The sequence below is a fragment of the Polymorphospora rubra genome (assembly GCF_018324255.1).
Classification (GTDB): domain Bacteria; phylum Actinomycetota; class Actinomycetes; order Mycobacteriales; family Micromonosporaceae; genus Polymorphospora; species Polymorphospora rubra.
The window spans coordinates 4371099-4397755 of record NZ_AP023359.1 but is presented as its reverse complement, the minus strand read 5'-3'; the positions used below and the strand labels follow the sequence as shown (position 1 = coordinate 4397755).

At 72.4% G+C, this 26657-nt stretch carries 23 protein-coding genes; 7 read left to right on the top strand and 16 right to left on the bottom strand.

Features of this window, described 5'->3' with window-relative positions; all coding sequences use genetic code 11:
• Nucleotides 1–6: 6 nt before the first annotated feature.
• Together Prubr_RS19940 and Prubr_RS19935 are read left to right on the top strand one after the other, a co-directional pair.
• On the top strand, nucleotides 7–1839 hold the full coding sequence (locus tag Prubr_RS19940) for an HSP90 family protein (protein ID WP_212816451.1): 1833 nt from the start codon (nucleotides 7–9) through the stop codon (nucleotides 1837–1839).
• A complete protein-coding gene (locus Prubr_RS19935; protein WP_212816450.1) occupies nucleotides 1836–3410 on the top strand; it encodes a type III secretion system chaperone family protein in 1575 nt (524 codons plus the stop codon). The genes Prubr_RS19940 and Prubr_RS19935 overlap by 4 nt, the downstream gene beginning before the upstream one ends.
• A gap of 318 nt (nucleotides 3411–3728) precedes the next feature.
• Here the strand turns inward: Prubr_RS19935 and Prubr_RS19930 are convergent, their stop codons facing one another.
• The 4 genes from Prubr_RS19930 to thyX form a co-directional block, all read right to left on the bottom strand.
• Nucleotides 3729–4109, bottom strand: coding sequence for a DUF2784 domain-containing protein (locus Prubr_RS19930; protein WP_212816449.1), 381 nt, complete (start codon nucleotides 4107–4109; stop codon nucleotides 3729–3731).
• Between the two features lie 101 nt (nucleotides 4110–4210).
• Nucleotides 4211–5899: a ribonuclease J gene (locus tag Prubr_RS19925; RefSeq protein ID WP_212816448.1), complete on the bottom strand. Its 1689-nt coding sequence runs from the start codon at nucleotides 5897–5899 to the stop codon at nucleotides 4211–4213.
• Nucleotides 5896–6816 (bottom strand): 4-hydroxy-tetrahydrodipicolinate synthase, encoded by a 921-nt coding sequence (gene dapA / locus Prubr_RS19920; RefSeq protein WP_212816447.1) that lies wholly within the window; start codon nucleotides 6814–6816, stop codon nucleotides 5896–5898. Before dapA ends, Prubr_RS19925 begins: the two co-directional genes overlap by 4 nt.
• A 52-nt stretch (nucleotides 6817–6868) precedes the next feature.
• On the bottom strand, nucleotides 6869–7612 hold the full coding sequence (gene thyX, locus Prubr_RS19915) for an FAD-dependent thymidylate synthase (protein ID WP_212828277.1): 744 nt from the start codon (nucleotides 7610–7612) through the stop codon (nucleotides 6869–6871).
• Between the two features lie 155 nt (nucleotides 7613–7767).
• On the opposite strand from thyX, the gene Prubr_RS19910 reads away from it, so the two are divergent.
• Nucleotides 7768–8256, top strand: a complete 489-nt coding sequence (locus Prubr_RS19910; protein WP_212816446.1) for a hypothetical protein — start codon at nucleotides 7768–7770, stop codon at nucleotides 8254–8256.
• Between the two features lie 49 nt (nucleotides 8257–8305).
• Complete coding sequence (locus Prubr_RS19905; protein ID WP_212816445.1) at nucleotides 8306–9109, top strand: DUF4097 family beta strand repeat-containing protein; 804 nt, start codon at nucleotides 8306–8308, stop codon at nucleotides 9107–9109.
• Nucleotides 9110–9121: 12 nt separating this feature from the next.
• On the opposite strand, the gene Prubr_RS19900 is transcribed toward Prubr_RS19905, so the two are convergent.
• Together Prubr_RS19900 and Prubr_RS19895 are read right to left on the bottom strand one after the other, a co-directional pair.
• Entirely contained in the window at nucleotides 9122–9745 is a 624-nt protein-coding gene (locus Prubr_RS19900; protein ID WP_212816444.1) for a DUF2752 domain-containing protein, read from the bottom strand.
• A gap of 59 nt (nucleotides 9746–9804) precedes the next feature.
• Nucleotides 9805–11034: a winged helix-turn-helix domain-containing protein gene (locus Prubr_RS19895; RefSeq protein WP_212816443.1), complete on the bottom strand. Its 1230-nt coding sequence runs from the start codon at nucleotides 11032–11034 to the stop codon at nucleotides 9805–9807.
• Between the two features lie 94 nt (nucleotides 11035–11128).
• On the opposite strand from Prubr_RS19895, the gene Prubr_RS19890 reads away from it, so the two are divergent.
• Complete coding sequence (locus Prubr_RS19890) at nucleotides 11129–11683, top strand: GNAT family N-acetyltransferase (protein WP_212816442.1); 555 nt, start codon at nucleotides 11129–11131, stop codon at nucleotides 11681–11683.
• Here the strand turns inward: Prubr_RS19890 and Prubr_RS19885 are convergent.
• The gene (locus Prubr_RS19885; RefSeq protein ID WP_212816441.1) at nucleotides 11576–12847 is read right to left on the bottom strand and encodes a glycosyltransferase 87 family protein; all 1272 of its coding nucleotides are present in this window, start codon (nucleotides 12845–12847) and stop codon (nucleotides 11576–11578) included. The two genes, Prubr_RS19890 and Prubr_RS19885, sit on opposite strands and share 108 nt — an antisense overlap.
• A 32-nt stretch (nucleotides 12848–12879) precedes the next feature.
• Between Prubr_RS19885 and Prubr_RS19880 the strand changes: the two genes are divergently transcribed.
• Entirely contained in the window at nucleotides 12880–13497 is a 618-nt protein-coding gene (locus tag Prubr_RS19880) for a GNAT family N-acetyltransferase (RefSeq protein WP_212816440.1), read from the top strand.
• A gap of 63 nt (nucleotides 13498–13560) precedes the next feature.
• Here Prubr_RS19880 and Prubr_RS19875 read toward each other — a convergent pair whose 3' ends face one another.
• Genes Prubr_RS19875 through Prubr_RS19860 form a run of 4 tightly spaced genes read right to left on the bottom strand, consistent with a single transcriptional unit; the run spans nucleotide 13561 to nucleotide 17893 of the window.
• Nucleotides 13561–14466 (bottom strand): carbohydrate ABC transporter permease, encoded by a 906-nt coding sequence (locus Prubr_RS19875; RefSeq protein ID WP_212816439.1) that lies wholly within the window; start codon nucleotides 14464–14466, stop codon nucleotides 13561–13563.
• Between the two features lies 1 nt (nucleotide 14467).
• The gene (locus Prubr_RS19870) at nucleotides 14468–15568 is read right to left on the bottom strand and encodes a carbohydrate ABC transporter permease (protein WP_212816438.1); all 1101 of its coding nucleotides are present in this window, start codon (nucleotides 15566–15568) and stop codon (nucleotides 14468–14470) included.
• Nucleotides 15569–15627: 59 nt separating this feature from the next.
• Nucleotides 15628–16872 carry a sugar ABC transporter substrate-binding protein gene (locus tag Prubr_RS19865; protein WP_212816437.1) on the bottom strand — a complete coding sequence of 415 codons (1245 nt, stop codon included), beginning with the start codon at nucleotides 16870–16872 and terminating at the stop codon, nucleotides 15628–15630.
• A 28-nt stretch (nucleotides 16873–16900) separates the two neighbouring features.
• A complete protein-coding gene (locus Prubr_RS19860; RefSeq protein WP_212816436.1) occupies nucleotides 16901–17893 on the bottom strand; it encodes a LacI family DNA-binding transcriptional regulator in 993 nt (330 codons plus the stop codon).
• 148 nt (nucleotides 17894–18041) lie between these two features.
• Between Prubr_RS19860 and Prubr_RS19855 the strand changes: the two genes are divergently transcribed.
• Nucleotides 18042–20135, top strand: a complete 2094-nt coding sequence (locus tag Prubr_RS19855; RefSeq protein WP_212816435.1) for an amylo-alpha-1,6-glucosidase — start codon at nucleotides 18042–18044, stop codon at nucleotides 20133–20135.
• A 188-nt stretch (nucleotides 20136–20323) separates the two neighbouring features.
• On the opposite strand, the gene dapB is transcribed toward Prubr_RS19855, so the two are convergent.
• The 5 genes from dapB to Prubr_RS19830 form a co-directional block, all read right to left on the bottom strand.
• Nucleotides 20324–21112, bottom strand: a complete 789-nt coding sequence (gene dapB, locus Prubr_RS19850; protein WP_425517927.1) for a 4-hydroxy-tetrahydrodipicolinate reductase — start codon at nucleotides 21110–21112, stop codon at nucleotides 20324–20326.
• A 42-nt stretch (nucleotides 21113–21154) separates the two neighbouring features.
• On the bottom strand, nucleotides 21155–22534 hold the full coding sequence (locus Prubr_RS19845; protein WP_212816433.1) for a M16 family metallopeptidase: 1380 nt from the start codon (nucleotides 22532–22534) through the stop codon (nucleotides 21155–21157).
• 51 nt (nucleotides 22535–22585) lie between these two features.
• A complete protein-coding gene (locus Prubr_RS19840) occupies nucleotides 22586–24952 on the bottom strand; it encodes a polyribonucleotide nucleotidyltransferase (RefSeq protein ID WP_212816432.1) in 2367 nt (788 codons plus the stop codon).
• 313 nt (nucleotides 24953–25265) lie between these two features.
• Nucleotides 25266–25535 carry a 30S ribosomal protein S15 gene (gene rpsO, locus Prubr_RS19835; protein WP_212816431.1) on the bottom strand — a complete coding sequence of 90 codons (270 nt, stop codon included), beginning with the start codon at nucleotides 25533–25535 and terminating at the stop codon, nucleotides 25266–25268.
• A 186-nt stretch (nucleotides 25536–25721) separates the two neighbouring features.
• Nucleotides 25722–26651, bottom strand: a complete 930-nt coding sequence (locus tag Prubr_RS19830) for a bifunctional riboflavin kinase/FAD synthetase (protein WP_212828275.1) — start codon at nucleotides 26649–26651, stop codon at nucleotides 25722–25724.
• Nucleotides 26652–26657: the final 6 nt, after the last annotated feature.

Here is a 26657-nt window from a genome sequence, read left to right as displayed (position 1 = left end):
TCCACGATGGAGCATCGCTTCCAGGTCGATCTGCGCGGCATCGTCGACCTGCTCAGCCACCACCTCTACGCCAGCCCCCGGGTCTACGCCCGGGAGCTGCTGCAGAACGCCACCGACGCGATCACCGCCCGACGGGGGTTCGACCCCGACGCCGAACCCGGCCGGATCGTCGTCGAACCGCTGCCCGACGGGGCGCTGCGGGTGCACGACAACGGCATCGGCCTGACCGAGCCCGAGGTGCACCTCTTCCTCGCCAGCGTCGGCCGCACCTCCAAGCGCGACGACCTCGGCTTCGCCCGGCAGGACTTCCTGGGCCAGTTCGGCATCGGCCTGCTGTCGTGCTTCATGGTCGCCGACGCGGTCGAGGTCGTCTCCCGCTCGGCCAAGGGCGGGCCGGCCGTACGCTGGACCGGCCACGCCGACGGCCGCTACACCACCGAGTCCGACGACGCGGCCCGGCAGGAGATCGGCACCACGGTCACCCTGCGGCCGCGCGCCGACACCCGGCACTGGCTGGTCCCCGACCGGGTGGGCGAACTCGTCCGGTTCTACGCCCACCTGCTCGACGTCGACGTCGAACTGGCGGCCCCCGAGACGGCGCCGGTGCGACTCACCGACGAGCGGGCCCCGTGGGAGGTCGAACACCCCGGGCCGGAGGAGCGGCACGCCGCCCTGCTCGACTACGGCCGGCAACTGCTCGGCACCCGGCCGATGGACGTCATCGACCTGCGGGTGCCCGAGGCGGGGCTGGTCGGCGTCGGGTTCGTGCTCCCGTCGGCCTCGGCGGTCGGCCAGGGTGGGCACCGCGTCTACCTCAAGCGGATGCTGCTCAGCGAGGACGCGAGCAAGGTCGTACCGGAGTGGGCGTTCTTCGTCCGGTGCGTCGTCGACACCGCCGTGCTGCGGCCGACCGCCAGCCGGGAGGCGCTCTACGAGGACGACCTGCTGTCGTCGGTACGCCAGTCGCTCGGCGAGCAGATCCGCGGCTGGCTGCTCGACCTGTCGGTCAACCACCCGGACCGGCTGGCGGCCTTCCTGCGCGTCCACCACCTCGGCGTGAAGGCGCTCGCCGTACGCGACGACGAGATGCTGCGCCTGGTCGACGCCTGGCTGCCGTTCGAGACCAGCCGGGGCGCGATGCCGCTGCGGGTGTTCCGGCGCGGCCTGTCGATGGTCCGCTACGTCGAGACGGTCGACGAGTTCCGCTCGCTGGCCGCGATCGCCAGCGCCGCCGGCACGCCGCTGGTCAACGCCGGCTACGCGTACGACAGCGAGATCCTGCAACGCCTGCACCGGGTCGACCCGAAGATCCAGGTACGCCGTCTCGATCCGGGTGAGCTGGCCGCCCGGCTCGACCCGTTGCCGCCCGGCCAGGAGGCGGCCGCCGCCGGATTCCTGGAGACCGCCCGCGCCGTGCTCGCCGACCTGGGCTGCAAACCGCTGCTGCGCCAGTTCGACCCGGTGACGGTGCCGGCGCTCTACATCGTCGGCCAGCAGGCGGCGAGCCAGGACTCGCTGCGGCGCAGCATCGAGGCCGCCGACGAACTGTGGTCCGACGTGCTGTCGGCGTTCGACGACGTCGAGGTCGACCACCGGCCGGAACTGGTCTTCAACTGGCGCCACCCGCTGGTCCGCCGGATCGCCGCCGACCCGTCCGGGCCGGCGGTCCGGCACGCCGTGGAGGCGCTCTACGGTCAGGCGTTGCTCGCCGGCCACCATCCGCTCCGGGCGATCGACACCGCGGCGCTGAACCGCTCGTTCCTCGCCCTGCTCGACCGGGCGTTCACCGGTCCCCCCAACCCCACGGCCGGCGACGGTCCCACCGAGGAGAAGTCGTGACCAGCAAGGATGAACTCATCGAGGCCCTGGAGGACGCCAGGGAACTCCCGGACGGCGACGGAAAGATCGCCGAACTGGAACGTATCGTGGCGCACGCCGACGCCCTCGGCGACGTACGACTCGGCTTCGACGCGCGGTACGGGCTGATCGACGCGTACAACAACCACACCGAGCGGTGGCGGATGCTGCCCGCGTTCGGCTGGTGCCTGGCCACCTTCGACCGCGACCCGTCGATGTTCGACGACTGGGACGCCGAGATGCTGCGCTGGTATCACAAGTGGGCGGTGGCGACGCTGCGCAGCACGCCCCGGGTGGGGCTGGCGCAGACCCGGGCCGCGCTCGACGACATGGAGCGGCGGTTCCGCGAGGGCGGGCAGAGTCTGCAGACCATCTACAACCTGCGTTGCAAGGTCGCCGACCACCTCGGCGACGAGGCGCAGGCCCGGGAGTGGCTGGCGAAGTGGCGTACGACGCCGCGCGACGAGAACAGCGACTGTGCCGGCTGCGACCCGTCCCGGCAGGCCGAACTGCTCGCCGGCTGGGGCGAGTGGGAGGAGGCGCTGAAGATCGCCGAGCCGGTGCTCAGCGGGGTGCTGGGCTGCACCGAGCAGCCGGAGAAGGCGCTCGTCGCGGTCCTGGTCCCCTACCTGCACCTCGGGCGTTACGAGGAGGCCGCGCAGGCGCACGTCCGGGCGTACCGCCGGCACCGGTACGAACGGGACTCGTTCGCCTTCCTCCCCGAGCACCTGCGGTTCTGCGCGCTGACCGGGCACCACGAGCGGGGTCTGACCATTCTCGAGGAGCACCTGGGCTGGCTGGACCGGCCGTACGACGAGGCGTCGGCGATGGAGTTCGCGGCGGCCGGCGCGCTGGTCTGCCGGCTCGCCGAGGAGGCGGGCCTGGGCGGGCGGCAGGTCCACCGTCCGGAGCACGGCGACCGGGCGGCGGCCGACGTCACGGTCAGCGCGCTGGCGGCCGATCTGGTGGCGACGGCGCAGGATCTCGCCGGCCGGTTCGACGCCCGCAACGGCACCGCCCACCAGTCGGGCCGGATCGCGGGATGGCTGGCCGCCCGGCCGTTGACCGAGCCGTTCGAGCTGCCGCCGGACGAGCCGCCGCGCGCCGCCGTGCCGGCCGGGCTGCCGGTGGAGGGGCGCGACGACGTGGTGGCGCCGTTGACGATCGAGGCGATCGTCGCGGTGCTGGAGGAGCGCGGTGACCACTACTTCGTCGACGAGGACGGCACGGTCGGCGGCCGGTGGGGCGAGGCGCTCGTCCACTTCGAACGGCTGGGCGAGCGCCGGGAGATCCTGCACGCCCGGGTGGTGGCGCAGCGGCGGCTCTCGGCCGACCGGCTGGCCGAGGCGTACGAGTTCTGCAACGCCTGGAACCACGACCGGCTGTTGCCGAAGGCGTACGTCCACGACACCGGCGAGGGCGAACTGATCCTGGCCGGGGACGTCACGACCGACCTCGAGCACGGGGTGGCGGCGCCACAGCTGGCTGTGCTGCTCAACGCGACCCTGGCGACCGGTTCGGCGTTCGCCGCCGCGGTCGACGAGCTGCCCTAGCGGCGGCCGGGCGGAAGTGGCGGCGGGGCCGCCGGGCAGGCGCCCGGGACCCCGCCGTCACCATCGGTGGCGGTCAGAGCGGAAGGTCCGGCAGACCGCCGGGCACGAGGCCGCCGATGACGCCGAGCAGGCCGGTGATGAAGTCGGTCACGACGCCGATCAGATCGTTGGGCATGTGGAACTACCTCCTTGGGTCGATGACTTACCTAACTCGACCACTACCCAACGCACACATGTTGATACTCAACGTAACCAACTTTTTCGTTGCGTGTTCGTCCCGACCCCACCGGCCACATCGTCCGGTGCCGGACCGGCCGCCTACCTACGCTGGTCGGCCCGGGCTCTCGAGGCGGCCCGGCGGCGCATCAGCAGCACCGTCCACGAACCCAGCACCGCGACCGCCACCAGCGCCTGGACCAGCGGGGTGAGGCGTTCCGGATAGAGCACGCCCTCGATGTAACGGTCGATGAATCCCCCGGTGTGGCCGGATTCGCCCGCCTGCCGCCGCGACCATGCCTCGGCGGTCGTGAGCGGACAGGTCAGGCTGGCGGCCACCACGATCAGGCCCCACGACGCGGCCCCGGCGTGCAGCCAGAATGTTCTCGGCCAGCGCCACGCGATGAAGCCGCCCAGCACGACGTACGCCACGAAGGCGAAGTGCAGCACCAGGATCACGGTCGTCAGCAGTTGGTAGCCCATCGATCCCTCCCACCGGCCAGCCTATGGTGGCCGGTGGGAGGTGCCATACGCATCGGACCGGGGCCGGACTGAGTACGCGTACCGGGGTGCCCGCCCGGTGCTCAGACCTCGACGACCGTCGGCACGATCATCGGCCGGCGCCGGTAGGCGTCGTTGACCCAGCGGCCGACCGTACGCCGGACCAGTTGGCCGAGCTGGTGCGGATCGGTGATGCCTTCCGAGGCGGCCCGGTTGAGGGCCTCGGTGATCAGGGGGATGACCGGGTTGAACGCCGCCGGGTCGTCGGAGAAGCCCTTCGCCGACACCGTCGGCCCGCCGACCACCTTGCCGGTGACCGAGTCGACCACGACCGTCGCCGCGATGAAGCCGCCGTCGCCGAGGATGCGGCGCTCGGTGAGCAGCGACTCGCCGACGTCGCCGACGGCGAGCCCGTCGACGTAGACGTACCGGCTCTTGACGTGGCCGACAAGGGTGGCCCGCCCCTCGACCAGGTCGACGACGTCGCCGTCCTCGCAGAGCACGACCCGGTCGGCCGCGACGCCCGACTCGATGCCGAGCCGGGCGTGGGCCCGCAGGTGCCGCCACTCGCCGTGCACCGGCAGGAGGTTGCTCGGCCGTACGACGTTGAGCAGGTAGAGCAGCTCGCCGGCTGGCGCGTGCCCGGAGACGTGCACCTTGGCGACGTCCTTGTGGATGACGGTCGCGCCGGCCCGGGAGAGCTGGTTGATGACCCGGTAGACCGAGGTCTCGTTGCCCGGCACCAGCGAGCTGGCCAGCACGACGGTGTCGCCGGGGGCGATCGTGATGTGCCGGTGGTCGCCGGTGGACATCCGGCCCAGCGCGCTCATCGGTTCGCCCTGCGAGCCGGTCGACATCAGCACGATCCGGTCCGGCGGCAGCGCGGTCGCCTCGTCGAGGCCGACGACCAGGCCCGGCGGGATCTGCAGCAGGCCCAGGTCGCGGGCGATGCCCATGTTGCGCACCATCGAGCGACCGATCAGCGCGACCTTGCGGCCGTGTTCACCGGCCGAGTCGAGCACCTGCTGCACCCGGTGCACGTGCGAGGCGAACGACGCCACGATGATCCGGCCACGGGCCTTGGCGAAGATCGAGTCGAGGACCGGACCGATCTCGCGCTCGGGGGTGACGAAGCCGGGGATCTCCGCGTTGGTGGAGTCCGACAGCAGCAGGTCGACGCCCTCGGCACCGAGCCGGGCGAAGCCGGCGAGGTCGGTGACCCGGCCGTCGAGCGGCAACTGGTCCATCTTGAAGTCGCCGGTGTGCAGCACCAGGCCGGCCGGGGTGCGGATCGCCACCGCGAGCGCGTCCGGGATCGAGTGGTTGACCGCGAAGAACTCGCACTCGAACGGCCCCAGCCGCTCGCGTCCACCCTCCTGCACGGTCAGCGTGTAGGGCTCGATCCGCCGCTCGGCGAGCTTCGCCTCGACCAGGGCGAGGGTGAACTGCGAGCCGACGAGCGGGATGTCGGCCTTGTGCGCGAGCAGGTACGGCACCGCTCCGATGTGGTCCTCGTGCCCGTGGGTGAGCACGATCGCCTGTACGTCGTCGAGCCGGTCGAGGATCGGCGCGAAGTCGGGCAGGATCAGGTCGACGCCCGGCTGCTCGACGTCCGGGAAGAGCACACCGCAGTCGACGATCAGCAGCTTGCCGTCGAACTCGAAGACGGTCATGTTGCGGCCGATGGCACCCAGCCCGCCGAGCGGGATGACCCGCAGCCCGCCCTCGGGCAGCGGCGGGGGCAGTTCCATCTCGACGTGCGCCTGACTCACCGCAGCTCCAGTCCGGCGTCGGCGCAGTCGCTGCGCAGCTGGTCGATCTCGGCCTCGGTCGCGTCGACCAGCGGTGGCCGTACCGGTCCGGCCGGCAGACCGCGCTGCGTCAGGCCCGCCTTGACCAGGATCGTCCCCTGGGTACGGAAGATGCCGGTGAACAGCGGCAGCAGTTGCCGGTGCAGGGCCAACGCCTGCCCGGTGTCACCGTGGTCGTACGCCTCGATCATGCGCTTGGCCAGTGCGCCGGTGAAGTGGGTGGAGGTGCCGACCAGGCCGACCGCGCCGATCGACAGTGCCGGGAGCGTCAGCGCGTCGTCGCCGCAGTAGTAGGCGAGCCCGCTGCGGCTGAGCACCCAGGAGGTGGCGGTGAGGTCGCCCTTGGCGTCCTTGACCGCGACGATCCGCTCGTGGTCGGCGAGCCGGACCAGGGTCTCGGTCGCGATCGGCACCCCGGCGCGGTGCGGTACGTCGTAGACCATCACCGGCAGGTCGGTCGCGTCGGCGACCGCGGTGAAGTGCCGCAGCAGGCCGGCCTGCGGCGGCTTGTTGTAGTACGGCGTGACGACGAGCAGCCCGTGCGCACCGGCCTTCTGCGCGGTCGCGGCCAGCTCGACCGTGTGCCGGGTGTCGTTGGTGCCGACGCCGGCGACCACCTGTGCCCGGTCACCGACCGCCTCGACCACCGCCCGGATGAGGGCCTCTTTCTCCCCGTCGGTCGTGGTCGGCGACTCACCGGTGGTGCCGTTGATGACCACCGCGTCGGCGCCCTGCTCGTCGACCAGGTGGCCGGCGAGCCGTCCGGCGCCGTCGAGGTCGAGGTCCCCGCCGGCGGTGAACGGCGTGATCATGGCCGTGAGCAGCCGCCCGAACGGGCGGGGCGCGCCGGCGCGCGTGGCGGATGGGTCCTGCGTCATGCAAACAACCTAGCGGACGCCGGCAGCGGGTTTCCCACGCTCCCGTACCGGGTCAGGACAGCTCGGCGTGCGGGCTCGCCGCCACCTCGCTGCCGTCGGGCAGCCGGGTGACGACGAAGTCGGCGAACACGTTCGGAGCGACCCGCTGGAGTTGGCGCAGGCATTCCACGGCCAGCTCGCGGATCTCGACGTCGGCCTGCTCGGTGGCGCGCATGGCGATGAAGTGCCGCCAGGCGCGGTAGTTGCCGGTGACCACGATCCGGGTCTCGGTGGCGTTGGGCAGCACCGCCCGCGCGGCCTGCCGGGCCTGCTTGCGGCGCAGGGTGGCGTGCTCGACGTCGGCGAACCGGGTCTCCAGCCCTTCGAGCAGCTCAGTGTAGGCGCGCACGCTCGCCTCGGTCGCCTCGACGAACTTCTTGTGCAGCTCCGGGTCCTCGGCGATCACCCGGGGTTCGACCATGGCGGCGTCGCGCTCGGGTACGTACCGCTGGGAGAGCTGCGAGTACGAGAAGTGCCGGTGCCGGATCAGCTCGTGGGTGAACGACCTCGACACGCCGGTGAAGTAGAACGTCACGCTGCCGTGCTCCAGGACGGACAGGTGGCCGACCTCGAGGATGTGCGCGAGGTATCCGGCGTTGGTCGCGGTCGCCGGGTTGGGCTTCTTCCATGACTGGTAGCAGGCCCGGCCGGCGAATTCCGCGAGGGCCTGACCGCCGTTGGCGTCGGTCGACCACGAGACGTCCTCGGGCGCCTCGAACTGGGTCCACCCGATGAGCCTGACCTGCGGCTCGGCGATCTCCGGCACGGCGGTCCCCTCCCTGTCGTCGCTCGTGTCCAGGACTCTAACCGCCATCGGCCGGGCCGGGTGACGGCCCCCGCAACACCACGGACGCGGCACGATGACAGCATCAGCGGCTTGCTATGACGTCAAAGCGATGCCATAGTGACGTCATGGACCTGACGCCGTACCTGGACACCCTGCGCCGCGACCTCGCCGCGACCGCGGCACCCGGCGGCCCGGAGATCACCCGGGCGGCCGACCTGCTCGCCGGCTCCCTCGAACCGGCCGCCCGGCTCTGCCTGCTGGACGCGCTGTCCGACGCCGCGGACGAGATCACCACCCAACTGTCCGGCGCCGACGTGGAGGTACGCCTGCGGGGCCGGCAGGCCGAGTTCGTGGTGACCGAGACACCACCGGCCACCGCGCCGGCACCCCAACCGCCGCCCGTCGACTCCACCGGCGACGTGTCCCGCATCACGCTGCGCCTGCCCGACGCGTTGAAGGACGCCGTCGAACGGACCGCCGCCACCGAGGGCGTGTCGGTCAACGCGTGGCTGGTCCGGGCCGTCACCGGCGCGGTCCACGGTGGACAGACCGGTCCCCCGCCCCCGCCCACCCGCCGCTCCGGGCGCCGGATCACCGGCTTCGCCCAGGCCTGAACCGCACCGCCGGCCCGGCGCCGGCGGCACCGACACCCAGGAGGACGTCATGCACGAGTTCCCGCGCGACACCCCGGTCACCGTCGTCGTCAAACTGAGTTCCGGCGCACTCGACATCGTCGCCGAGAAGCGGACCACCGCGACCGTCGACGTGCGGCCGTACGCCGACAACGAGCAGTCCCGCCGGCTCGCCGAGGGCACCAGCGTGGAACTGCGCGGCGACACGCTCACCGTCACCACGCCCAACGGCTCCGGCCTGTTCCGCCGCTCCGGCGGCGTACGTGTCGAGGTCCGCGTGCCCCACTACAGCACCGTGCGGGTCAAGGCGGCCTCCGCCGACGTCGACTGCCGGGGCCGCTACGCCGCCGCCTCCGTCGACACGGCGTCCGGTGAGGTCCACGTCGAGCACGTCACCGGCGACGCCACCCTGCACAGCTCGAGCGGCGACGTGACCGCGGCGCGGGTCGACGGCCAACTCACCCTGACCGGCTCGTCCGGCGACCTGAACGCCGGGTACGTCGGCGGCGAGGTCGTCGCCAAGGCGGCCAGCGGCGACATCGACATCCGGGAGGCGGTGGCCGGGGTGCGCGCCCGCAGCGCCTCCGGTGACGTCCGCATCGGCGCGGTCCGCAGCGGCACCGTCGAGGTCGGCACCGCGTCCGGCGACATCGGCGTCGGCGTCACCGCCGGAACCGGGGTCTGGCTCGACGTCAGCACCATGTCCGGCACCGCCCGCAACGGGCTCGACATGGGCGCCCCCGTGCCACCGAACGGTCACCAGCTCAGCCTGGCGCTACGCAGCGCCAGCGGCGACATCGAGGTACACCGGGTCGCCCCGGCCAAGACGCTGTGACGCCGGCGCCGGTCAGACGTAGAACCAGTCGAACGGCGCCCACGGCAGGTTGCGCAGCGCCGAGAAGGTGAACCACACGGCGAGAACGACGCCGATCGTCTTCGGGGTGATCCTCAGTTGCGGCAGCCGACGGCCGAACATGTGCTGCGCCGCCCAGGCCACGTAGAGATAGATCAGGAACGGTACGACGAACACGAACACCAGGTGGTGGCGGGCGGCGGCGCCGAGGTCGCCGTGCATCAGATACCAGACGGCGCGGGTGCCGCCACACCCCGGACAGTCCAGTCCGGTGGTCATCTTCAGCAGGCAGGACGGCATCGCGTCGGGCGAGCTGCGGGTCGGGTCCATCAGCAGCACGGTGCCGAGCGCCGCGCCGACGCAGCCGAGGGCGGCCACCGGCGCGAGCCAGCGGGGCGACCGGTTCCACAGCCTGGTCATGAAGCGGGTGAACCGGTCGGGTTCGGGGGCCACGAAGGCCGGTGCGGGCTGCCACTGCCCGTCCGGGCCGGGCTGCCAGCCGGCGGGCGGCAGCACGGTCGGTTGGCCGGCGGACACGGGTGGCGGGCCCTGGTCGGGGCCGTCCGGCGCCGGCGCCCCCGTCGTCAGGCCGGCCTTCGGGTCAACCACGATCGCCATCCCACCCCGTCTCGGACCCACCGGCACGCCGGGCATCTCCCGCCCGGCACGCGCTCGTCTCACCGTACACCGGCGGTGCCCGCCAGCACGGCGGTGAGCGGGCCGCGCAGGTCGCCCGCGGCGGGCGGCGTGACGTCGGCCAGCCCGAGCCAGCCGGCGAGGCGACGCAGCTCGTCGGCGAGCGCCGGTGCGGTGTCGGCCGCGTCGGCGCCCGGCTCGATCCAGGCCGCCGGCACCCGCAGGACGCCGGTCTTGCGGTCGGCCTTCAGGTCGACCCGGGCGGTGAACCGGTCGCCCTGGAGGAACGGCAGCACGTAGTAGCCGTGCACCCGCTGCGGCGCCGGCACGTAGATCTCGATGCGGTAGTTGAATCCGAAGAGCCGCTCGGTGCGGGCCCGTTCCCAGATCAGCGGGTCGAACGGGCTGACCAGGGTGTTGGCCCGGATCCAGCGGGGCAGCCGGGCCTGCGCGTGCAGGTAGGCCGGCCGGCGCCAGCCGGCCACCTGCACCGGGGCCAGCACGCCGGCGTCGACCAGCTCGGCGACGGCCGTGCGGGCGGCGTCGACCGGCAGCCGGAAGTAGTCGCGCAGCTCGGGCTCGGCGGCCACCCCGAGCGCCCGGGCCGCGACCGCGACCAGCTCCCGGTAGGCGTCGGCGGGGGCCGGCGTCGGGGTGTCCAGCACCGCCTTCGGCAGCACCCGCTCCGGTACGTCGTACAGCCGGGCGAACGCGGTGTTGCGGGACGCGGCGGTGACCTCGCCGGCCCAGAACAGGAACTCCAGCGCCTTCTTCACCGCCGACCAGTTCCATCCCCAGTTGTCCTTCGACCTCGGGGTGTCGTGCTCGATGTCGGCGGCGGTCAGGGGCCCGTTCGCGCGTACCTCGTCGAGAACCCACCGCACCAGGTCCGGCTGCTCGGCCGCGATCCGCCGCATCCCGCCCCACGACTCGACCCGGGCCGCCGCCATCCGGAAGCGCAGCGCCGGCTGGAGCGTGACCGGGATCAGCGACGCCTCGTGCCCCCAGTATTCGAACAGCTCACGCGGGCGCTGGTAGGCGGCCCGGTCCAGCAACGCCGGCGGATAGGGCCCGAGCCGGCTGTACAGCGGCAGGTAGTGGGCGCGTTGCAGGACGTTGACCGAGTCCATCTGGAGCAGCCCGATCCGGCCCAGGACACGGCGCAGGTGCCGCAGGTCGGGAACGCCGCCGGGCATCGGGTCGGCAAACCCCTGCGCGGCGAGCGTGATCCGCCGGGCCTGGGCGAGGGAGAGCGATTCGGGTACGGCCACCGCACGCACGCTAGCCGATCCCCCCGACACTCCACCGTCCCGCGCGGCGGCGTTTCGGGTTGCCCGGGTGCGGCGCACGCGGTAGACCGGAGCGGTGCTGACGATCCGGCGCGAGCGGCCCGACGACGCGGAGACGGCCGCCCGGGTACACGTACGCGGCTGGCAGGCCGGCTATGCCGGGATCCTGCCCGACGAGGTGCTGGCCCGGCTCGACGTGGCCGTGTGGGCACAGCGTCGGCGGGACGTCGGCACCACCGACCCGGACCAGCCGTTCACCACCCTGGTCGCCGAAGGGGCGGCCGGCATCGTCGGCCACGTCCGCTTCGGGCCGTACCGCAACGAGCAGGACGAGGACGACCTCGACCCGGCGTACGGCGAGATCCTCGGCCTCCACGTCGACCCGGACCACTGGGGCACCGGCGTCGGCGGGCGGCTGCTCGCGGCGGCCCGCGCGGCGCTGGCCGACCGGGGCTGGACCGAACTGCGGCTGTGGGTGCTGGTCGACAACGTGCGGGCCCGCCGCTTGTGTGAGCGGGCCGGGCTAGCGCCGGACGGGGCGCGCAGCGTCTACCGCATCGCCCGCCCCGGCGGCCTCGCCCCGTACGTCTTCCCCGAGATCCGCTATTCCGGCCCGGTCGGCGTCGGCTGACCGGGCCCGGATCGGCAGGGCGAAGAGCAGGACGAGGGAGATCCAGGCGTACGCGTTGCTGCCGAGGAACCCGTCGACACCGGAGAAGTCGACCTGCCACTGCCAGACCAGGCGGCTGATCAGCAGCGCGTAGCTGACCGCGGCCAGCCCCAGCAGGGCGCGCCGGCGCCGGCTCCCGGCCGGCGCCGCCAGTCCGTTGTCGACCAGCAGCAGCAGGGCCGGGATCAGCCAGACCAGGTGGTGCACCCAGGTGACCGGGCTGACCAGGCAGGTGACGATGCCGGTCAGCGCCAGGCCGGTCATCTCGTCGCCCCGCGCGACGGCGGCCCGGACCCGCCACACCCAGTACGCGACCACGGCGACCACCAGCAGCAGCCACACGACCCGGTTCGGGTGCACCGGGTCGAGCCGGGCCACGACACCCTGCAACGACTGGTTGGACACGAACGACAGCACCCCGACCCGGTCGGTGTTCCACAACGCCTGGGTCCAGAACTCCCGCGACGCGTCGGGTAGCAGCGCGGCGGCGACCAGGGTGACCACGGCGGCCGTACCGCTGGCCGTGAGCGCGGCCCGCCACCTGCCGGTGACCAGCAGGTAGACGATGAACAGGCCCGGGGTGAGCTTGATCGCGGTGGCCAGGCCGATGCCGACGCCGGCCCACCGGCTGCCCCGCGACGTGAACAGCACGAGGTCGGCGGCGACCAGGATCAGCAGGAGCATGTTGACCTGGCCGAAGTTCACCGTCTCCCGCAGCGGCTCGAACGCCGCGGCGAGGCAGGCGACGACGGCCAGCGCGAACCAGCGGGTCCAGCCCTGCCGGCGGGCGACCGGGTCGACCAGCCAGTAGAGCAGCAGCAGGGTCGCCGCCACCGATGTCGTGACGCTGATCACGATGGCGACCGGCCAGCTCACCAGCGCCATCGGCAGCATGGTCAACGCGGCGAACGGCGGGTACGTGAACCCGTACAGGGTGTTGACGCGGATCCAGTCGTAGAGTTCACCGCCGTCGTTCGCCCAGTAGTTGATCGCCCCGTAGTAGACCTGGAGGTCGAAGAAGCCGTGCCGTTCGGCGGCGACGGCGAGGAACGCGGCGACCGCGACGGCGAGTACGACAACTACCAGCACCTGGCGCGCGGTGTTGGGACCCGCCCCCTTCGCCATCACGTCTCCCCTGGTCCGTAGGCTCATCGGTCATGGCGCTCGGGTACGTCCGTCCAGCGCGTCCGCAGGACGCCGGCGAGATCGCACGCATCCAACTCGCGACCTGGCGGGTAGCGTATCGCCGGTTGCTACCGCGACACGTCCTGGACCGCCTCGACGAGGCGTTCCTGGCCCGGCAGTGGAGCGCGGCGGTCGAGTCGCCGCCGTCGCCGCGGCACCGGGTACTGGTCGCGATCGAGCAGGCCGAGCAGTCGGTCCTGGTCGGGTTCGCGGCGGTCGGGCCGGCCGACGAGCAGGCCCTGGCCCCGGAGGAGCCGGCGCTGCCGCCGGACACGGCCGCGGTCACCGACCTGCTGGTCGAGCCGCGGTGGGGTCGGCGCGGGCACGGCAGCCGGCTGCTCGCGGCCAGCGTCGACCTGTGGCGCGAGGACGGCTTCGCCACCGCGGTCGCCTGGGCGTTCGACGGCGACGAGGCGACCCGGAAGTTCCTGACCTCGACCGGTTGGGAGCCGGACGGGGCGGCCCGGGCGCTCGACGTGGACGACATGCTCGTCCCCCAGCTCCGGATGCACGTCCGGGTCCCGACCGAGCCCGTTCCCGCTCCCCCGGCCGAGACCGGCCCGTCCCCCGAGACCGGGTCGACGGCCTGAGACCGGGTCGACGGCCTGGTGCCGGACCGGCGACCCGGCCCGGCACCCCCCGACCCCGCCCGGTCAGCCCTTGTCGCTGCCCTCGTTGGCGCCGCGGACGAAGTAGCGCTGGAAGATCACGAAGATCACCGCCACCGGGATGGTCGCCAGCAGGGCCGCGCCGAGTTTGAGCGGGTACTGCGAACCGGCCCCGAGCGAGCCGCTGACCAGGTCGGCGAGCCCGCGCGGCAGGGTGAACAGCGCCGGGTCCTGCACGGCGACCAGGGTGTGCGGGAACTCGTTCCACGAGCCCTGGAACGACAGGATGGTCAGCGTGATCAGCGCCGGCCGGGCCATCGGCAGCACCACGGACCAGAACGTACGGAACACGCCGGCCCCGTCGATGCGGGCCGCCTCCTCGACGCTGACCGGGATCGACTCGAAGAACTGTTTCATGATGAAGACGCCGGCCGCGTCGACGAGCAGCGGCAGGATCAGCGCGGTGTAGGTGTCGTAGATGCCGAGCTGGTTGAGCACCAGGAACTTCGGGATCAGCAGCACCACGCCGGGCACCGCCATCACCGCGATCACCGCCGCGAAGATCGCGCCGCGGCCGCGGAAGCGCAGCCGGGCCAGGGCGTAGCCGGCCAGCGAGTCGAGCAGGATCCGGCCGATCGTGACCACGAGGGTGACGACCAGCGAGTTTGTCATCCACAGTGGAAAGTTGGTGCCCTCGAAGATCCGCTGGAAGCTGGTGAGGTCGACCGGGTCGGGCACCGGCGACAGCGGGTTCGCGGCCGCGTCCGGCTCGGTCTTGAACGAGCCGGCGATCTGGATCACGAACGGGTAGAGGAAGACCAGGGCGAAGAAGACCAGGATCGCGTACCCGACGAGGTTGGTCACCAGGCCGCGCGGCTCGCCGCGGCGGCCGGCGGCGCCGGGCCGGCGGATCGTCGGAGCACCGGTACGCCGCTGCGTGGTCACGGCCATGTCAGGACCTCCGCTCGGCGCGGCGCCGGAACCATCGGGGCCGGTCGCCGTCGCGCTCGCGCAGGACCCGCCGCTGGACCAGCGTCAGGACAATGATGATCAGGAACAGCACGAACGAGATCGCCGCGCCGGAGCCGTACTCGAAGTCGCGGAACGCGGTCCGGTACGACAGGTACGCGGGGGTGAGCGTGGTCTTCGCCGGGTTGCCCTGGCTCATCACGTAGATCTGGTCGAAGACCTGCCAGGTGCCGATCAGCCCGAGGGTCAGCACCAGGAAGAGGGTCGGTTTGATCATCGGCAGGGTGACGTACCGCAGCCGCTGCCAGCGGCCGGCGCCGTCGAGGGTGCTGGCCTCCTCCAGGGCCTCCGGCACGCTCTGCAGGGCGGCCAGGAACATCAGCATGAAGGTGCCGGAGGTGGTCCAGACGACCAGGGCGATGATCGCGCACATCGCCACGCTCGGCCCGGACAGCCAGTCCCACCAGGTCAGCCCGAACGGTCCACCGCCGGTGAGCGCGGCCGGCGCGCTGTCGACGCCGAACCCGCCGAGCAGGATGTGCAGCACGCCGCGGGCGTCGGAGAACCAGGCCGGCCCGTCGATGCCGAAGAGCGCGAGCAGCCCGTTGACCGCGCCCGAGTTGGCGAACAGGAAGAGGAAGACCACACTGATCGCGACCGAACTGGTCACCGAGGGGAAGTAGAACGCGGTACGGAAGAACGACCGCCCCTTCAGCATCCGCCGGTTGACCACCAGGGCGAGGAAGAGCGCCAACGCGGTCTGCACCGGCACCACGATCGCCACGTAGTAGAGGTTGTTGCGGATCGCGGTCATGAAGTCGCGCCGGGCCAAGCCGTCCTCGGCGAACAGCCGGGTGTAGTTGTCGACCCCGACGAACGGCACCCCGGCCCGGAACGGGCTGCCCTGGCCGTTCCAGTCGGTGAGGCTCACCCAGAGCGCCATCAGGATCGGCAGCAGGAGGAAGAGCCCGAGGATCACCACCACCGGGGCGACGAACAGCCAGCCGGCGACGGCCTCGTTGCCCCGGATCCCGGAGCCGGCCCGGCGGCGTTCCCGGCGTTTCGTACCGGAGACGTCAGGCATCTTCCCTCCCTCACGATCGGACACCGGGGGCGGCCGGGTCGGCCGCCCCGGGTCGCGGGTCAGCCGCCGAGCGCCGCCTCGGTGTTGCGCTGAAGGTTCTGCAGGATCGCCTTCGGGTCGCCGCTGGCCAGTCCGCCGAGCTGGGCGTCGAAGTCGACCAGGACGCTGTCCATCTTGGGGGCGTTGACCGGGCCCTGGGCGTACTCGGCACCGTCGATGAACGGCTGGTCGCCGGGGAACTGCTGCAGGTAGCGGTCCCGGGCCGATTCCCGCGACGGCATGACGCCGAACGCCGCGGCGAACGTCAGCTGCTGGTCGGGCGTTGTCATCGCCTCGACGAAGCTGATCGCCTGCTCCTTGTACTTGCTCTTGGCGGAGATGCCCCAGCAGTTGGTGAACGACAGGGTGCCGGTGCCGGCGGGGCCGGCGGGCAGCGGGTGGACGGTGTACTTCACGTCCGGGAAGTCGTTCTGGAGTCCGCCCTTGATCCAGTTGCCCTCGATGGTCATGACCGCCCGGCCCTTGCCGAACGCCTCGCCGGCCCAGCCGGCGTCGAGCTGCTTCGGGTACGCGGCCAGCCCGCCGTCGACCAGCGTCTTGACGTACTCCAGGGCCCGCAGGTTCTCCGGGGTGTCCGCGGTGGCCTTCGTGCCGTCTGGGCTGGTGATCCAGCCGCCGGCCTGGACCATGAAGGCGCCGATCCGGTCCCGGGTGTCACCGATCACCAGCGGAGTGGTCCCGGCCGCCTTGATCTTCTCGGCGGCGGCGGTCAACTGCTCCCAGCTGGTCGGGATGTCCGCGTCGGTCAGCCCCGCCTTCGTCCACAGGTCGGTGTTGATCTGCAGGGCGAGGGTGGAGAAGTCCTTCGGCGCACAGTAGAGCTGCCCGTCGCGGCTGAAGGCGGTCCGCAGGCTCTCGTAGAAGTCGCCGGAGTCACTGATCTTGTCGCCGTACGGCTCCAGTGCGCCGACGGCGGCGTAGTCGGCGAACCGGCCGGCGTCGACGTAGAACACGTCCGGCGGGCTGTCCCCGGCGAACGCCTGGCCGAGCTGCTGGGTCAGGTCCTGCGCCGGGGTGACGGTGGCGGTGTTGCCGGACGCGCCCGCCCACGCCGCCGCGGCGTCCTGCACCGCCTTGGTCTCCGCGTCGCCGGACGAACCGATCAGGATCTGGAGCGCCGCCGGGCCGTCCTGCTGGGCGGGGCCGCTCTCGTCGTCGAAACCGCTGCCGCAGGCGGCCGTGCCGAGCAGCGCGATGGCGGTCACGCCCGCGAGGGCGGCCCGCCGTAGGGTCCGGTTGGTCATGTCGTCTCCAGGGTGGTTGCGGTGGGGATCACGCCGTCTGGCGCAGCACCAGCGACGGGCGCAGCAGCAGGGGTGCCGGGGGTACGGGCGCGCGGTCGAGCACCCCGACCATGAGGTCGACGCAACCGGCTGCGGCCTCGCGCAGCGGCTGGCTCACGCTGGTCAGCCCCATCGCGGCGGCCACCGGCGTGTCGTCGAAGCCGATGACGGCCAGTGACCCGGCCGGATCCGGGTAGGCCCGCAACGCGCCGAGCGCGAGCGAGTCGCTGACGCAGACCAGTGCGGTCGGCGGATCGTCGAGGTCGAGCAGTTCGCGGGCCGTCGCCTCGCCCTCGGCGATCCCGTCGTGGGTCTCCCGGGCCAGCCCCCGCGGGTCGAGGCCGACCTCGGTGAGGGTGGACTCCCAGCCCGAGCGGCGGTCGTCGCCGACCGCCGAGCCGGCCGGCCAGCCGATGAAGCCGATCCGCCGGTGCCCGGTGGCGATCAGCCGGCGGGTCGCCTGGGCGACCCCGTCGGCACCGTCCACGTCGACCCACGGGTGCAGGTCGGGGGTGTCCCAGGGCCGGCCGAACGTCACGAACGGCACGTCCCGCCCGGCGAGCCAGGAGGTACGGGGGTCGCCGTGCCCGGTGCCGGTGAGCACGAACGCGTCGAGGTCGTACGCCCCGAGCAGGTCGTCGTAGGTGGCGATCTCGTCGTTGTCGTCCACCGCGGTGTAGAGCATCACCCGGTAGCCGGCGGCGCCGGCGGCGTCGGTCAGCCCGTGCAGGAACCGGTCGGCGACCGAGCCGTTGATGCCGTCACCGGCGGGCTCGATGCGTACGGCCAGGAGCCGGGACCGGCCGGTCCGCATCTGCCGGGCGGCCTGGTTGGCGCGGTAGCCGAGGGTGGCGATGGCCGCGCGAACCCGCTCCCGGGTCTCCGGGCGGACGATCTCGGGGGTGTTGATGACGTTCGAGACGGTCTGCCGAGATACCTGGGCATACTCAGCAACAGTCGCAATAGTTACCTTCTGCGACATTCGCCACCTCCTGGCCTGCTTGAACGATCTAATTCTGATAGTGCATGATTAGATCGTTCAAGTTTCTAGAATGTTTCGCACTTTTGCACTGCCGACCCCGTTCTGTCAACTCCCGTGCACCACCGACCACCCGCGAACAGGAGCGACCGTGGAAGACCGCCGCCTGCAACCGCTGCTGCACGATCTCGTCGGCCTGGTCCTGGCCCCGACCAGCGCGCTGGCCGGACCGGACGGGCAGATCCGCGCCGCCGGGGTCCAGGGTGTCTTCCACGCCGACGCCCGGGTGCTCTCCCAGGCCCTGCTGCGCGTCGACGACCGGGAGCCCGAGCCGCTCACCCAGGCGCCCGACGGTGCCAGCGGCGCCCGCTTCGTGGCACTCGCCCGGTGGCTCGGTGACCCGACCCCGGACCCCACCGTCCGCCTCGACCGCATCCGGCGGATGGCCGTGGGCGGCCTCACCGAGGAGATCCGGGTGACCTCGACCGCCGGCCTGCCGGTGACGGCCACCGTCACCGTCGACCTGGCCTGCGATCTCGCCCCCATCGAGGTGGTCAAGTCCGGCGGACACGGCGAACCGTTGACCGCCAAGATCGGCCGGCCCGGCGAACTGGTGTGGGCGGCCGACGGCACCACCGTCACGGTCACCGCCGACGCCGGCGAGGTGAGCGGTCCGGCCCGGCCCGCGACGATCGCCGCCGCCGACGGCGACCGGGCCGGCGCGTACCGGCTCACCTGGCCGGTCCGGCTCGCCCCCGGCGGCCAGACCACCCTGCGCTGGCGGCTCACGGTCGACGACCCGCGCGCGGTGGTCGTCCACCCGGTCGGTGACACCGCCTGGTCCCGGCCCACCGTGACCGCCGACGACCACCGGCTGCGCCGCCTGGTCGACCGTTCCGTCGACGACCTCGCCACCCTGCGGCTGGCCACCGCCGACACCCCGCAGGACGTCTTCCTCGGCGCCGGCGTGCCCTGGTTCCTCACCCTCTTCGGCCGGGACAGCATCTGGGCCGCCCGGATGCTGCTGCCGCTGGGGACCGAACTGGCCGCCGGCACCCTGCGTACGCTGGCCCGCCGGCAGGGCACCGGGATCGACGGTGAGTCCGGCGAGGCACCCGGCAAGATCATGCACGAGTTGCGCCGACACGAGTTCCACCTCCGCGGCGACCGGCTCAGCCTGCCCGCCGCCTACTACGGCACCGTCGACGCCACCCTGCTGTGGATCTCACTGCTGCACGACGCCTGGCGCTGGGGCCTGCCCGACGCCGAGGTCGCCGACCTGCTGCCGCACCTGGAGGCGGCGCTGCGCTGGCTGGCCGAGCACGCCGACGCCGACGGCGACGGCTTCGTCGAGTACGTCGACACCAGCGGCCACGGCCTGGCCAACCAGGGCTGGAAGGACTCCTTCGACGCCGTCCGCTTCCACGACGGCCGGTTCGCCGAGGCACCGGTCGCCCTCGCCGAGGTGCAGGGCTACGCGTACGAGGCGGCCGTCGGCGGGGCCGCCCTGCTCGACGCCTTCGGCCGGCCGGGCGGTGACCGCTGGCGCGGCTACGCCGCCGGGCTCGCCGAACGGTTCCGCGCCCGCTTCTGGGTCGACGGGCCGCTCGGTCCCCAACCGGCGCTCGCCCTCGACGGACGCAAGCGCCCGGTCGACTCGCTGACCAGCAACATCGGCCACCTGCTCGGCACCGGCCTGCTGACCGACGCCGAGTCGACCACCGTCGCCGAACTGCTCTCCTCGGCCGCCCTGGCCGGCGGCTACGGCCTGCGCACCATGTCCGACCTGGACGCGGCGTTCAGCCCGCTGTCGTACCACTGTGGTTCGGTCTGGGCGCACGACACCGCGATCGTGCTCGGCGGCCTCGCCCGCGGCGGGTTCACCGCACCGGCGGCCCGGCTGGCCGACGGCCTGCTCGCCGCCGGCGAGGCGTTCGACTACCGGCTGCCCGAACTGTTCGGCGGCGACGAGCGCACGCTCGGCCGTCCCGTGCCGTACCCGGCGGCCTGCCGGCCGCAGGCCTGGTCGGCGGCGGTCGCCGTGGTGCTCCTGCGGGCCGCGACCGGCCTGGAGCCCGACGTGCCGGCCGGCCGGGTACGCCTGCGTCCGCTGCACCCCGGCCCGTTCGGCGCGGTGACCGTGAGCGGGCTGCGGGTGGCCGGCAGCCCGGTCGACGTCGCGGTGGACCGGGACGGCACGGCCCGGATCAGCGGCCTGCCGGCCGGCCTGACCGTCGAGTCCTGACCGGCGCGGCCGGGGTGTGGCCCGGTCGCCGCCGGCAGTTGTCCGGCCGGCGCGGCCGGAGCGGACGGTCGTAATCGTCTGCTGTTCAGGCACTCGATTCCCGGCGTGTCGAGTGTCTGGAGCGCAGACGATCGAGACCGGATGGCCGGGACGACACGGGCGCCGCCGTGGCCGGGCCGCTGTGGCGGTCAGTCCAGGAGGGCGTCGAGGCCCACGGTGAGCCCGGGACGGTGCGGCACCGACCGGACCGCCAGCAGCACGCCGGGCATGAACGAGGCCCGGTCGAACGAGTCGTGGCGGATCGTCAGCGTCTCCCCGGCCGTACCGAACAGGACCTCCTGGTGGGCGACCAGTCCGGCGGCGCGCACCGAGTGCACGCGTACGCCCTCGACCGAGGTCCCCCGGGCACCCGCCATCTCGTCGGTGGTCGCGTCGGGCATCGGCGCCGAACCGGCGGCCGCCCGCGCCTGCGCGATCACCCGGGCGGTGTGCAGCGCGGTGCCGCTCGGCGCGTCCACCTTCTTCGGGTGGTGCTGCTCGATGATCTCGGCGGACTCGAAGAAGCGGGCGGCGCGGGCGGCGAACTGCATCATCAGGACGGCGCCGATGCCGAAGTTGGGCGCGACGACGACGCCGAGATCCGGCTTGTCCGCCAACCAGCCGCGCACCTGGTCCAGCCGCTCGTTGGTGAACCCGCTGGTGCCGACGACCATGTTGATGCCCTGGTCGAGGGCCCAGCGCAGGTTGTCCATGACCACGTCGGGCGTGGTGAAGTCGACGATCACCTGCGCGCCGGCGTCGGCGGCGTTCGACAGCGGATCGTCCTGGTCGACGGCTGCCACGAGTTCGACGTCGGCGGCGGCGTCCACCGCGCGGCACACCTCGAGGCCCATCCGTCCCCGGGCGCCCAGCACGCCGACCCGGATCGGCCCGCCCGTGCGGTCCTTGGGTTCACGCTCGTCAGTCACGGGGCACAACCTATCCCACCGGCCCGGTCCCGGTACGACGTGCGGGCCGGTTCAGGCGGCGGCGAAGTCGCCGTCGTCGAACGGGCCGACGACGGCCAGCGACATCGGGCGGGACAGCAGGTCCGCGGCGACCGCGTTGACGTCGGCGGCGGTGACCGCCTCGACCCGGGCCAGCAGTTCGTCGACGGTCATCAGGTCGCCGAAGAGCAGCTCCCCCTTGGCGAGCCGGCTCATCCGCGATCCGTTGTCCTCCAGGCCGAGCACGTAACCGCCACGGGCCATACCCTTGCCGCGGGCCAGTTCCGCCTCGGTGATGCCGTGGGCGGCCAACTCGGCCAGCTCGGCCCGGATCAGTTCGAGCACCGCGTCGACCTTGCCCGGGGCGCAGCCGGCGTAGACGCCGAAGATGCCGGCGTCGGCGTACTGGCTGAAGTAGGAGTAGACCGAGTAGGCCAGTCCGCGCTTCTCGCGGATCTCCTGGAACAGACGGCTGGACATCCCGCCGCCGAGAATGTTGTTGAGTACGTCGAGTGCGAACCGGCGCTCGTCGAGCCGTCCGAGTCCGGCGCAGCCGAGCACCAGGTGGGCCTGCTCGGTGTCCTTGTGCTCGACGACGGCGCCGGTCCGCCGGGTGCGTACGGGGCGGATCGCCGACCGCAGCGGCGCCGGCGCGGCCGGTCCGGTGTCCAGCGGCCCGCCCCGCAGCGCGGCGCGGACGAGCCGGACCACCTCGGTGTGTTCGAGGTTGCCGGCGGCGGCGACCACGATGGACGGTGCGGTGTAGCGACGCCGGTAGAAGCCCTGGATCTGGGCCCGGGTCATCGGCGAGATGGTCTCTTCGGTGCCGGAGATGAGCCGGCCGAGCGGGTGGTCGCCGAAGACCGCCCGGGCGAGCAGGTCGTGTACCTCGTCGCCGGGCTCGTCGTCGTGCATGGCGATCTCTTCGAGGATCACGCCACGCTCGGTCTCGACGTCGGCCGGGGTGAGGATCGAGTCGGCGACCGCGTCGACCACGACGTCGATGGCCAGCGGCAGGTCCGCGTCGAGCACCCGGGCGTAGTAGCAGGTGTATTCCTTGGTGGTGTAGGCGTTCGTCTCGCCGCCCACCGCCTCGATCTCCGCGGAGATCTGCAGCGCGTCGCGCTTGTGGGTGCCCTTGAAGAGCAGGTGTTCGAGGAAGTGCGAGACCCCGCACTGCGGTCTGGTCTCGTCGCGGGAACCGACCGCGACCCACACCCCGAAGGAGACGCTGCGGGTGGTCGGGATCGCCTCGGTGAGGATCCGCAGCCCGCTGGGCAGCACGGTACGGCGTACCGTGCCGCCCAGGGCGCGGGTGACCGCCCGGCCACCGCCACCCGACCGGGATCGGGCGGCGGCGCGGTCGACGGGCGGGTTGCCGGTGCGCTGAGCTGGGAGCAATGTGGGTCGCATCGCCCGGTTCAAAGGACCATGACTCCTAGCTCGACGGTACGGCCCGACAGGTCAGCTGTGCCGGTTGCGGCGCCGGCGCGGCTCGCCGCCACCCTCGCCGCCCTCGCCCCGGTCACCCCGGCTCGGGCCGCGGTCGCCACGGTCCCGGTCGCCACGGTCCCGCGGGCCGCGGTCGGACCGGTCCCGCGCCGGCGGACGCTCGCCACCTTCCTCGGCCTCGGCCGCCGGGGCCTCCGCGCCCTCGGGGCGGACCTTGTCCAGGTAGATCTTGCCGCGGGCGTCGATGTCGGCGATCTGCACCTCGACCTTGTCGCCGACGTTGAGGAAGTCCTCGACCCGCTCGACCCGCTTGCCGTCGCCGACCTTGGAGATGTGCAGCAGGCCGTCCCGGCCGGGCAGCAGCGACACGAACGCGCCGAACGCGGCGGTCTTGACCACCGTGCCGAGGAACTTGTCGCCGACCTTGGGCAGCGTCGGGTTGGCGATCGCGTTGATCCGCTCGACCGCGGCCTCGGCGGCCGGCCCGTTGGTCGCGCCGACGTAGATCGTGCCGTCGTCCTCGATCGAGATGTCGGCGCCGGTCTCGTCCTGGATCGCGTTGATGGTCTGGCCCTTCGGGCCGATCACCATGCCGATCTTGTCGACCGGGATCTTCACCGTGGTCACCCGCGGCGCGTGGTCGGACATCGTGGCCGGACCCTCGATCGCCTGGCGCATCACCTCGAGGATGGTCTGCCGGGCCTCGTACGCCTGCTGCAGCGCGGCGGCCAGCACGTCGGACGGAATGCCGTCGAGCTTGGTGTCGAGCTGGAGCGCGGTGACGTAGTCCGGCGTGCCGGCGACCTTGAAGTCCATGTCACCGAACGCGTCCTCGGCACCGAGGATGTCGGTCAGCGTCACGTAGCGGGTCTTGCCGTCGACCTCGTCGGAGATGAGGCCCATCGCGATGCCGGCCACCGGCGCCTTGAGCGGCACACCGGCCGAGAGCAGGCCGAGGGTGGAGGCGCAGACCGAGCCCATGCTGGTCGAACCGTTCGAGCCGAGCGCCTCGGAGACCTGCCGGATGGCGTACGGGAACTCCTCGCGGCTGGGCAGCACCGGGATGAGGGCCCGCTCGGCGAGCGCCCCGTGCCCGATCTCACGCCGCTTCGGCGCGCCGACCCGGCCCGTCTCCCCGACCGAGTACGGCGGGAAGTTGTAGTTGTGCATGTAGCGCTTGGACTTTTCCGGCGACAGGGTGTCCAGCGTCTGCTCCAGGCGAAGCATGTTGAGCGTGGTGACGCCCATGATCTGCGTCTCGCCGCGCTCGAACAGGGCGCTGCCGTGCACCCGGGGCAGCACGCCGACCTCGGCGGTCAGCGGGCGGATGTCACGCAGGCCCCGGCCGTCGATGCGGATCTCGTCGCGCAGCACGCGGGCGCGCACCTCGGACTTGGTCAGCGAGCGGAACGCCGCGCCGATCTCCTTCTCGCGCCCCTCGAACGTGGCGGCGAGCTGCTCGTGCGCCTTGTCCTTGATCCGGTCGAGGGCGTCCTCACGCTCGGCCTTCGGAGCGATCTTGAGCGCCTCGGCGACCTCGCCGCGGACCGCCGCGCCGACGGCCTCGTAGACGTCGTCGGCGTAGTCGAGGAAGACCGGGAACTCGGCGACCGGCTTGGCGGCCACCTCGGCCAGCTCGCTCTGCGCCCGGCACAGCTCCCGGATCGCCGGCTTGGCGGCCTCCAGGCCGGCCGCGACGACCTCCTCGGTCGGGGCGGCCGCACCGCCGGCGACCAGGGCCACGGTGTGCTCGGTCGCCTCGGCCTCGACCATCATGATCGCCACGTCGCCGTCGGGCAGCGCCCGGCCGGCGACCACCATGTCGAAGGTGGCCCGGGCCAGTTCCTCGTGGGTCGGGAAGGCGACCCACTGGCCGTCGACGTGCGCGACCCGGGTCGCGCCGATCGGGCCGGAGAACGGCAGACCGGACAGCTTGGTGGACATCGACGCCGCGTTGATCGCGACCACGTCGTAGGGGTGGGCCGGGTCGAGGGCGAGCACCGTCGCCACGACCTGGACCTCGTTGCGCAGGCCCTTGACGAACGAGGGGCGCAGCGGGCGGTCGATCAGGCGGCAGGTGAGGATCGCGTCCTCGCTCGGCCGGCCCTCACGGCGGAAGAACGAGCCGGGGATGCGGCCCGCGGCGTACATCCGCTCCTCGACGTCGACGGTCAGCGGGAAGAAGTCGAAGTGCTCCTTCGGCTGCTTGCTGGCGCTGGTCGCGGAGAGGACCACGGTGTCGCCGAGCTGGGCGAGCACCGATCCGGCGGCCTGCCGGGCGAGGCGGCCGGTCGAGAAGACGATCTCGCGGGTGCCGAACGCACCGTTGTCGATGACGGCCCTGCTGTGCTGGTTGCCGAGGTTGGTCTGCTCGGTCATGGGTGTGTCGTACTCCTTCGGTCGTGGGCCCACGACCCCGCCGGAGCTGTTCAGGCGGCCGGTCTTCGATCGAAGCGCCCGGGGGAGCCGGCTCGGACGGCCGGCTGGCCCGGGGGCCACTACCGAGGACCGGTGCGCTGACCGCTCATGATGGCCAGGTCGCGCTGGTGCCCTTTCTTGCCGTCGCCCGGTGGCGACGGTGGCTTCGCTGTCGCCTCGACGGCGACGGTCGGGTCTGGTCGTCGCCGTGCCGGCGACGGTGTCCGTGTCGGTGACGGACTCGGGGGAGCGGCCCGGCCGCTCCCCCGACAAGTCACCTACGCAGGCCGAGCCGCTCGATGAGCGCCCGGTAGCGGTTGATCTCCTTCTTCTGGAGGTAGTTGAGCAACCGGCGGCGGCGGCCGACCAACAGCAGCAGACCACGACGGCTGTGGTGGTCGTGCTTGTGCACCTTCAGGTGCTCGGTCAGCTCCGCGATCCGCTTGGTCAGCACCGCGACCTGCACCTCGGGCGAACCGGTGTCACCCTCGACGGTCGCGTACTCCTGACGGATCTTAGCCTTGGACTCCTGGTCGAGCGCCATTTTCTCCCTGTTTCCGTGGGTTTTGGATCGCAAACCTCGCACCCGCGGCGTCGTGCAGGCACGCGAGGCCCACCGTCGGTGACCCGACGTCCCGACCAGGTTACCAGCCCGCAACCGCACCTTCGCGCTACCGCCCGTCCGACCGGCTGTCACCCTGGTGGAGGCCCTCCTACCGGTGTCCCGCGCTCACCCGGTCGTCAGCACCTCACGGGTCCGCTCGACGTCCAGGGCCATCTGCCGGACCAGCGGCTCCACACCGTCGTAACGGCGCATCTCGCGCAGGTGCGCCACGAAGTCCAACGCCAGCCGCTCGCCGTAGAGGTCGCCGTCGAAGTCCAGGACGTACGCCTCGACCCGCCGCTCCCGCCCGCTGAACGTCGGGTTGGTGCCGATCGACACCGCCGCCCGGTACCGCTGGCCCCGACGCACCAGCCAGGCGGCGTAGATCCCGTCGGCGGGCACCGCCGCGTAGCGGTGACACAGCAGGTTCGCGGTCGGGAAGCCGATCTCCCGGCCGCGCTGGTCGCCGCGTACGACGACACCCTCCAGCCGGTGCGGACGGCCCAGTGCCCGAGCCGCCGCCTCGACGTCACCGGCGTCCACGCCGGCCCGGATGTACGTCGACGAGAACACCGTGCCGTCCCGGGACACCAGCGGTGCCCCCTCGACCGCGAACCCGAACGTACGCCCGAGCCGGGTGAGCAGGTCGACGTCACCGGCCGCCCGGTGCCCGAACCGGAAGTTCTCCCCCACCACGACCAGTGCCGCGTGCAGGTGCTCGACCAGGACGTCGTGCACGAACCCCTCCGGCGGCAGCCGGGAGAAGGCGGCCGTGAACGGCAGGACACACAACACGTCGACGCCGAGCGCCTCGATCAGCTCCGCCTTGCGGGCCGGCTCGGTCAGCACCGCCGGGTGCGAACCGGGCCGGACCACCTCCGCCGGATGCGGGTCGAACGTCAGCACCACCGACTTCACGCCGAGGTCGCTGGCCCGCTTCACGGCGTGTGTGATGGTCGCCTGGTGGCCCTTGTGGACACCGTCGAACACCCCGATCGTCACCACCGCGCGACCCCAGCCGCCCGGTGCCGCGTCGTACCCCCGCCAGCGCTGCATCAGTTC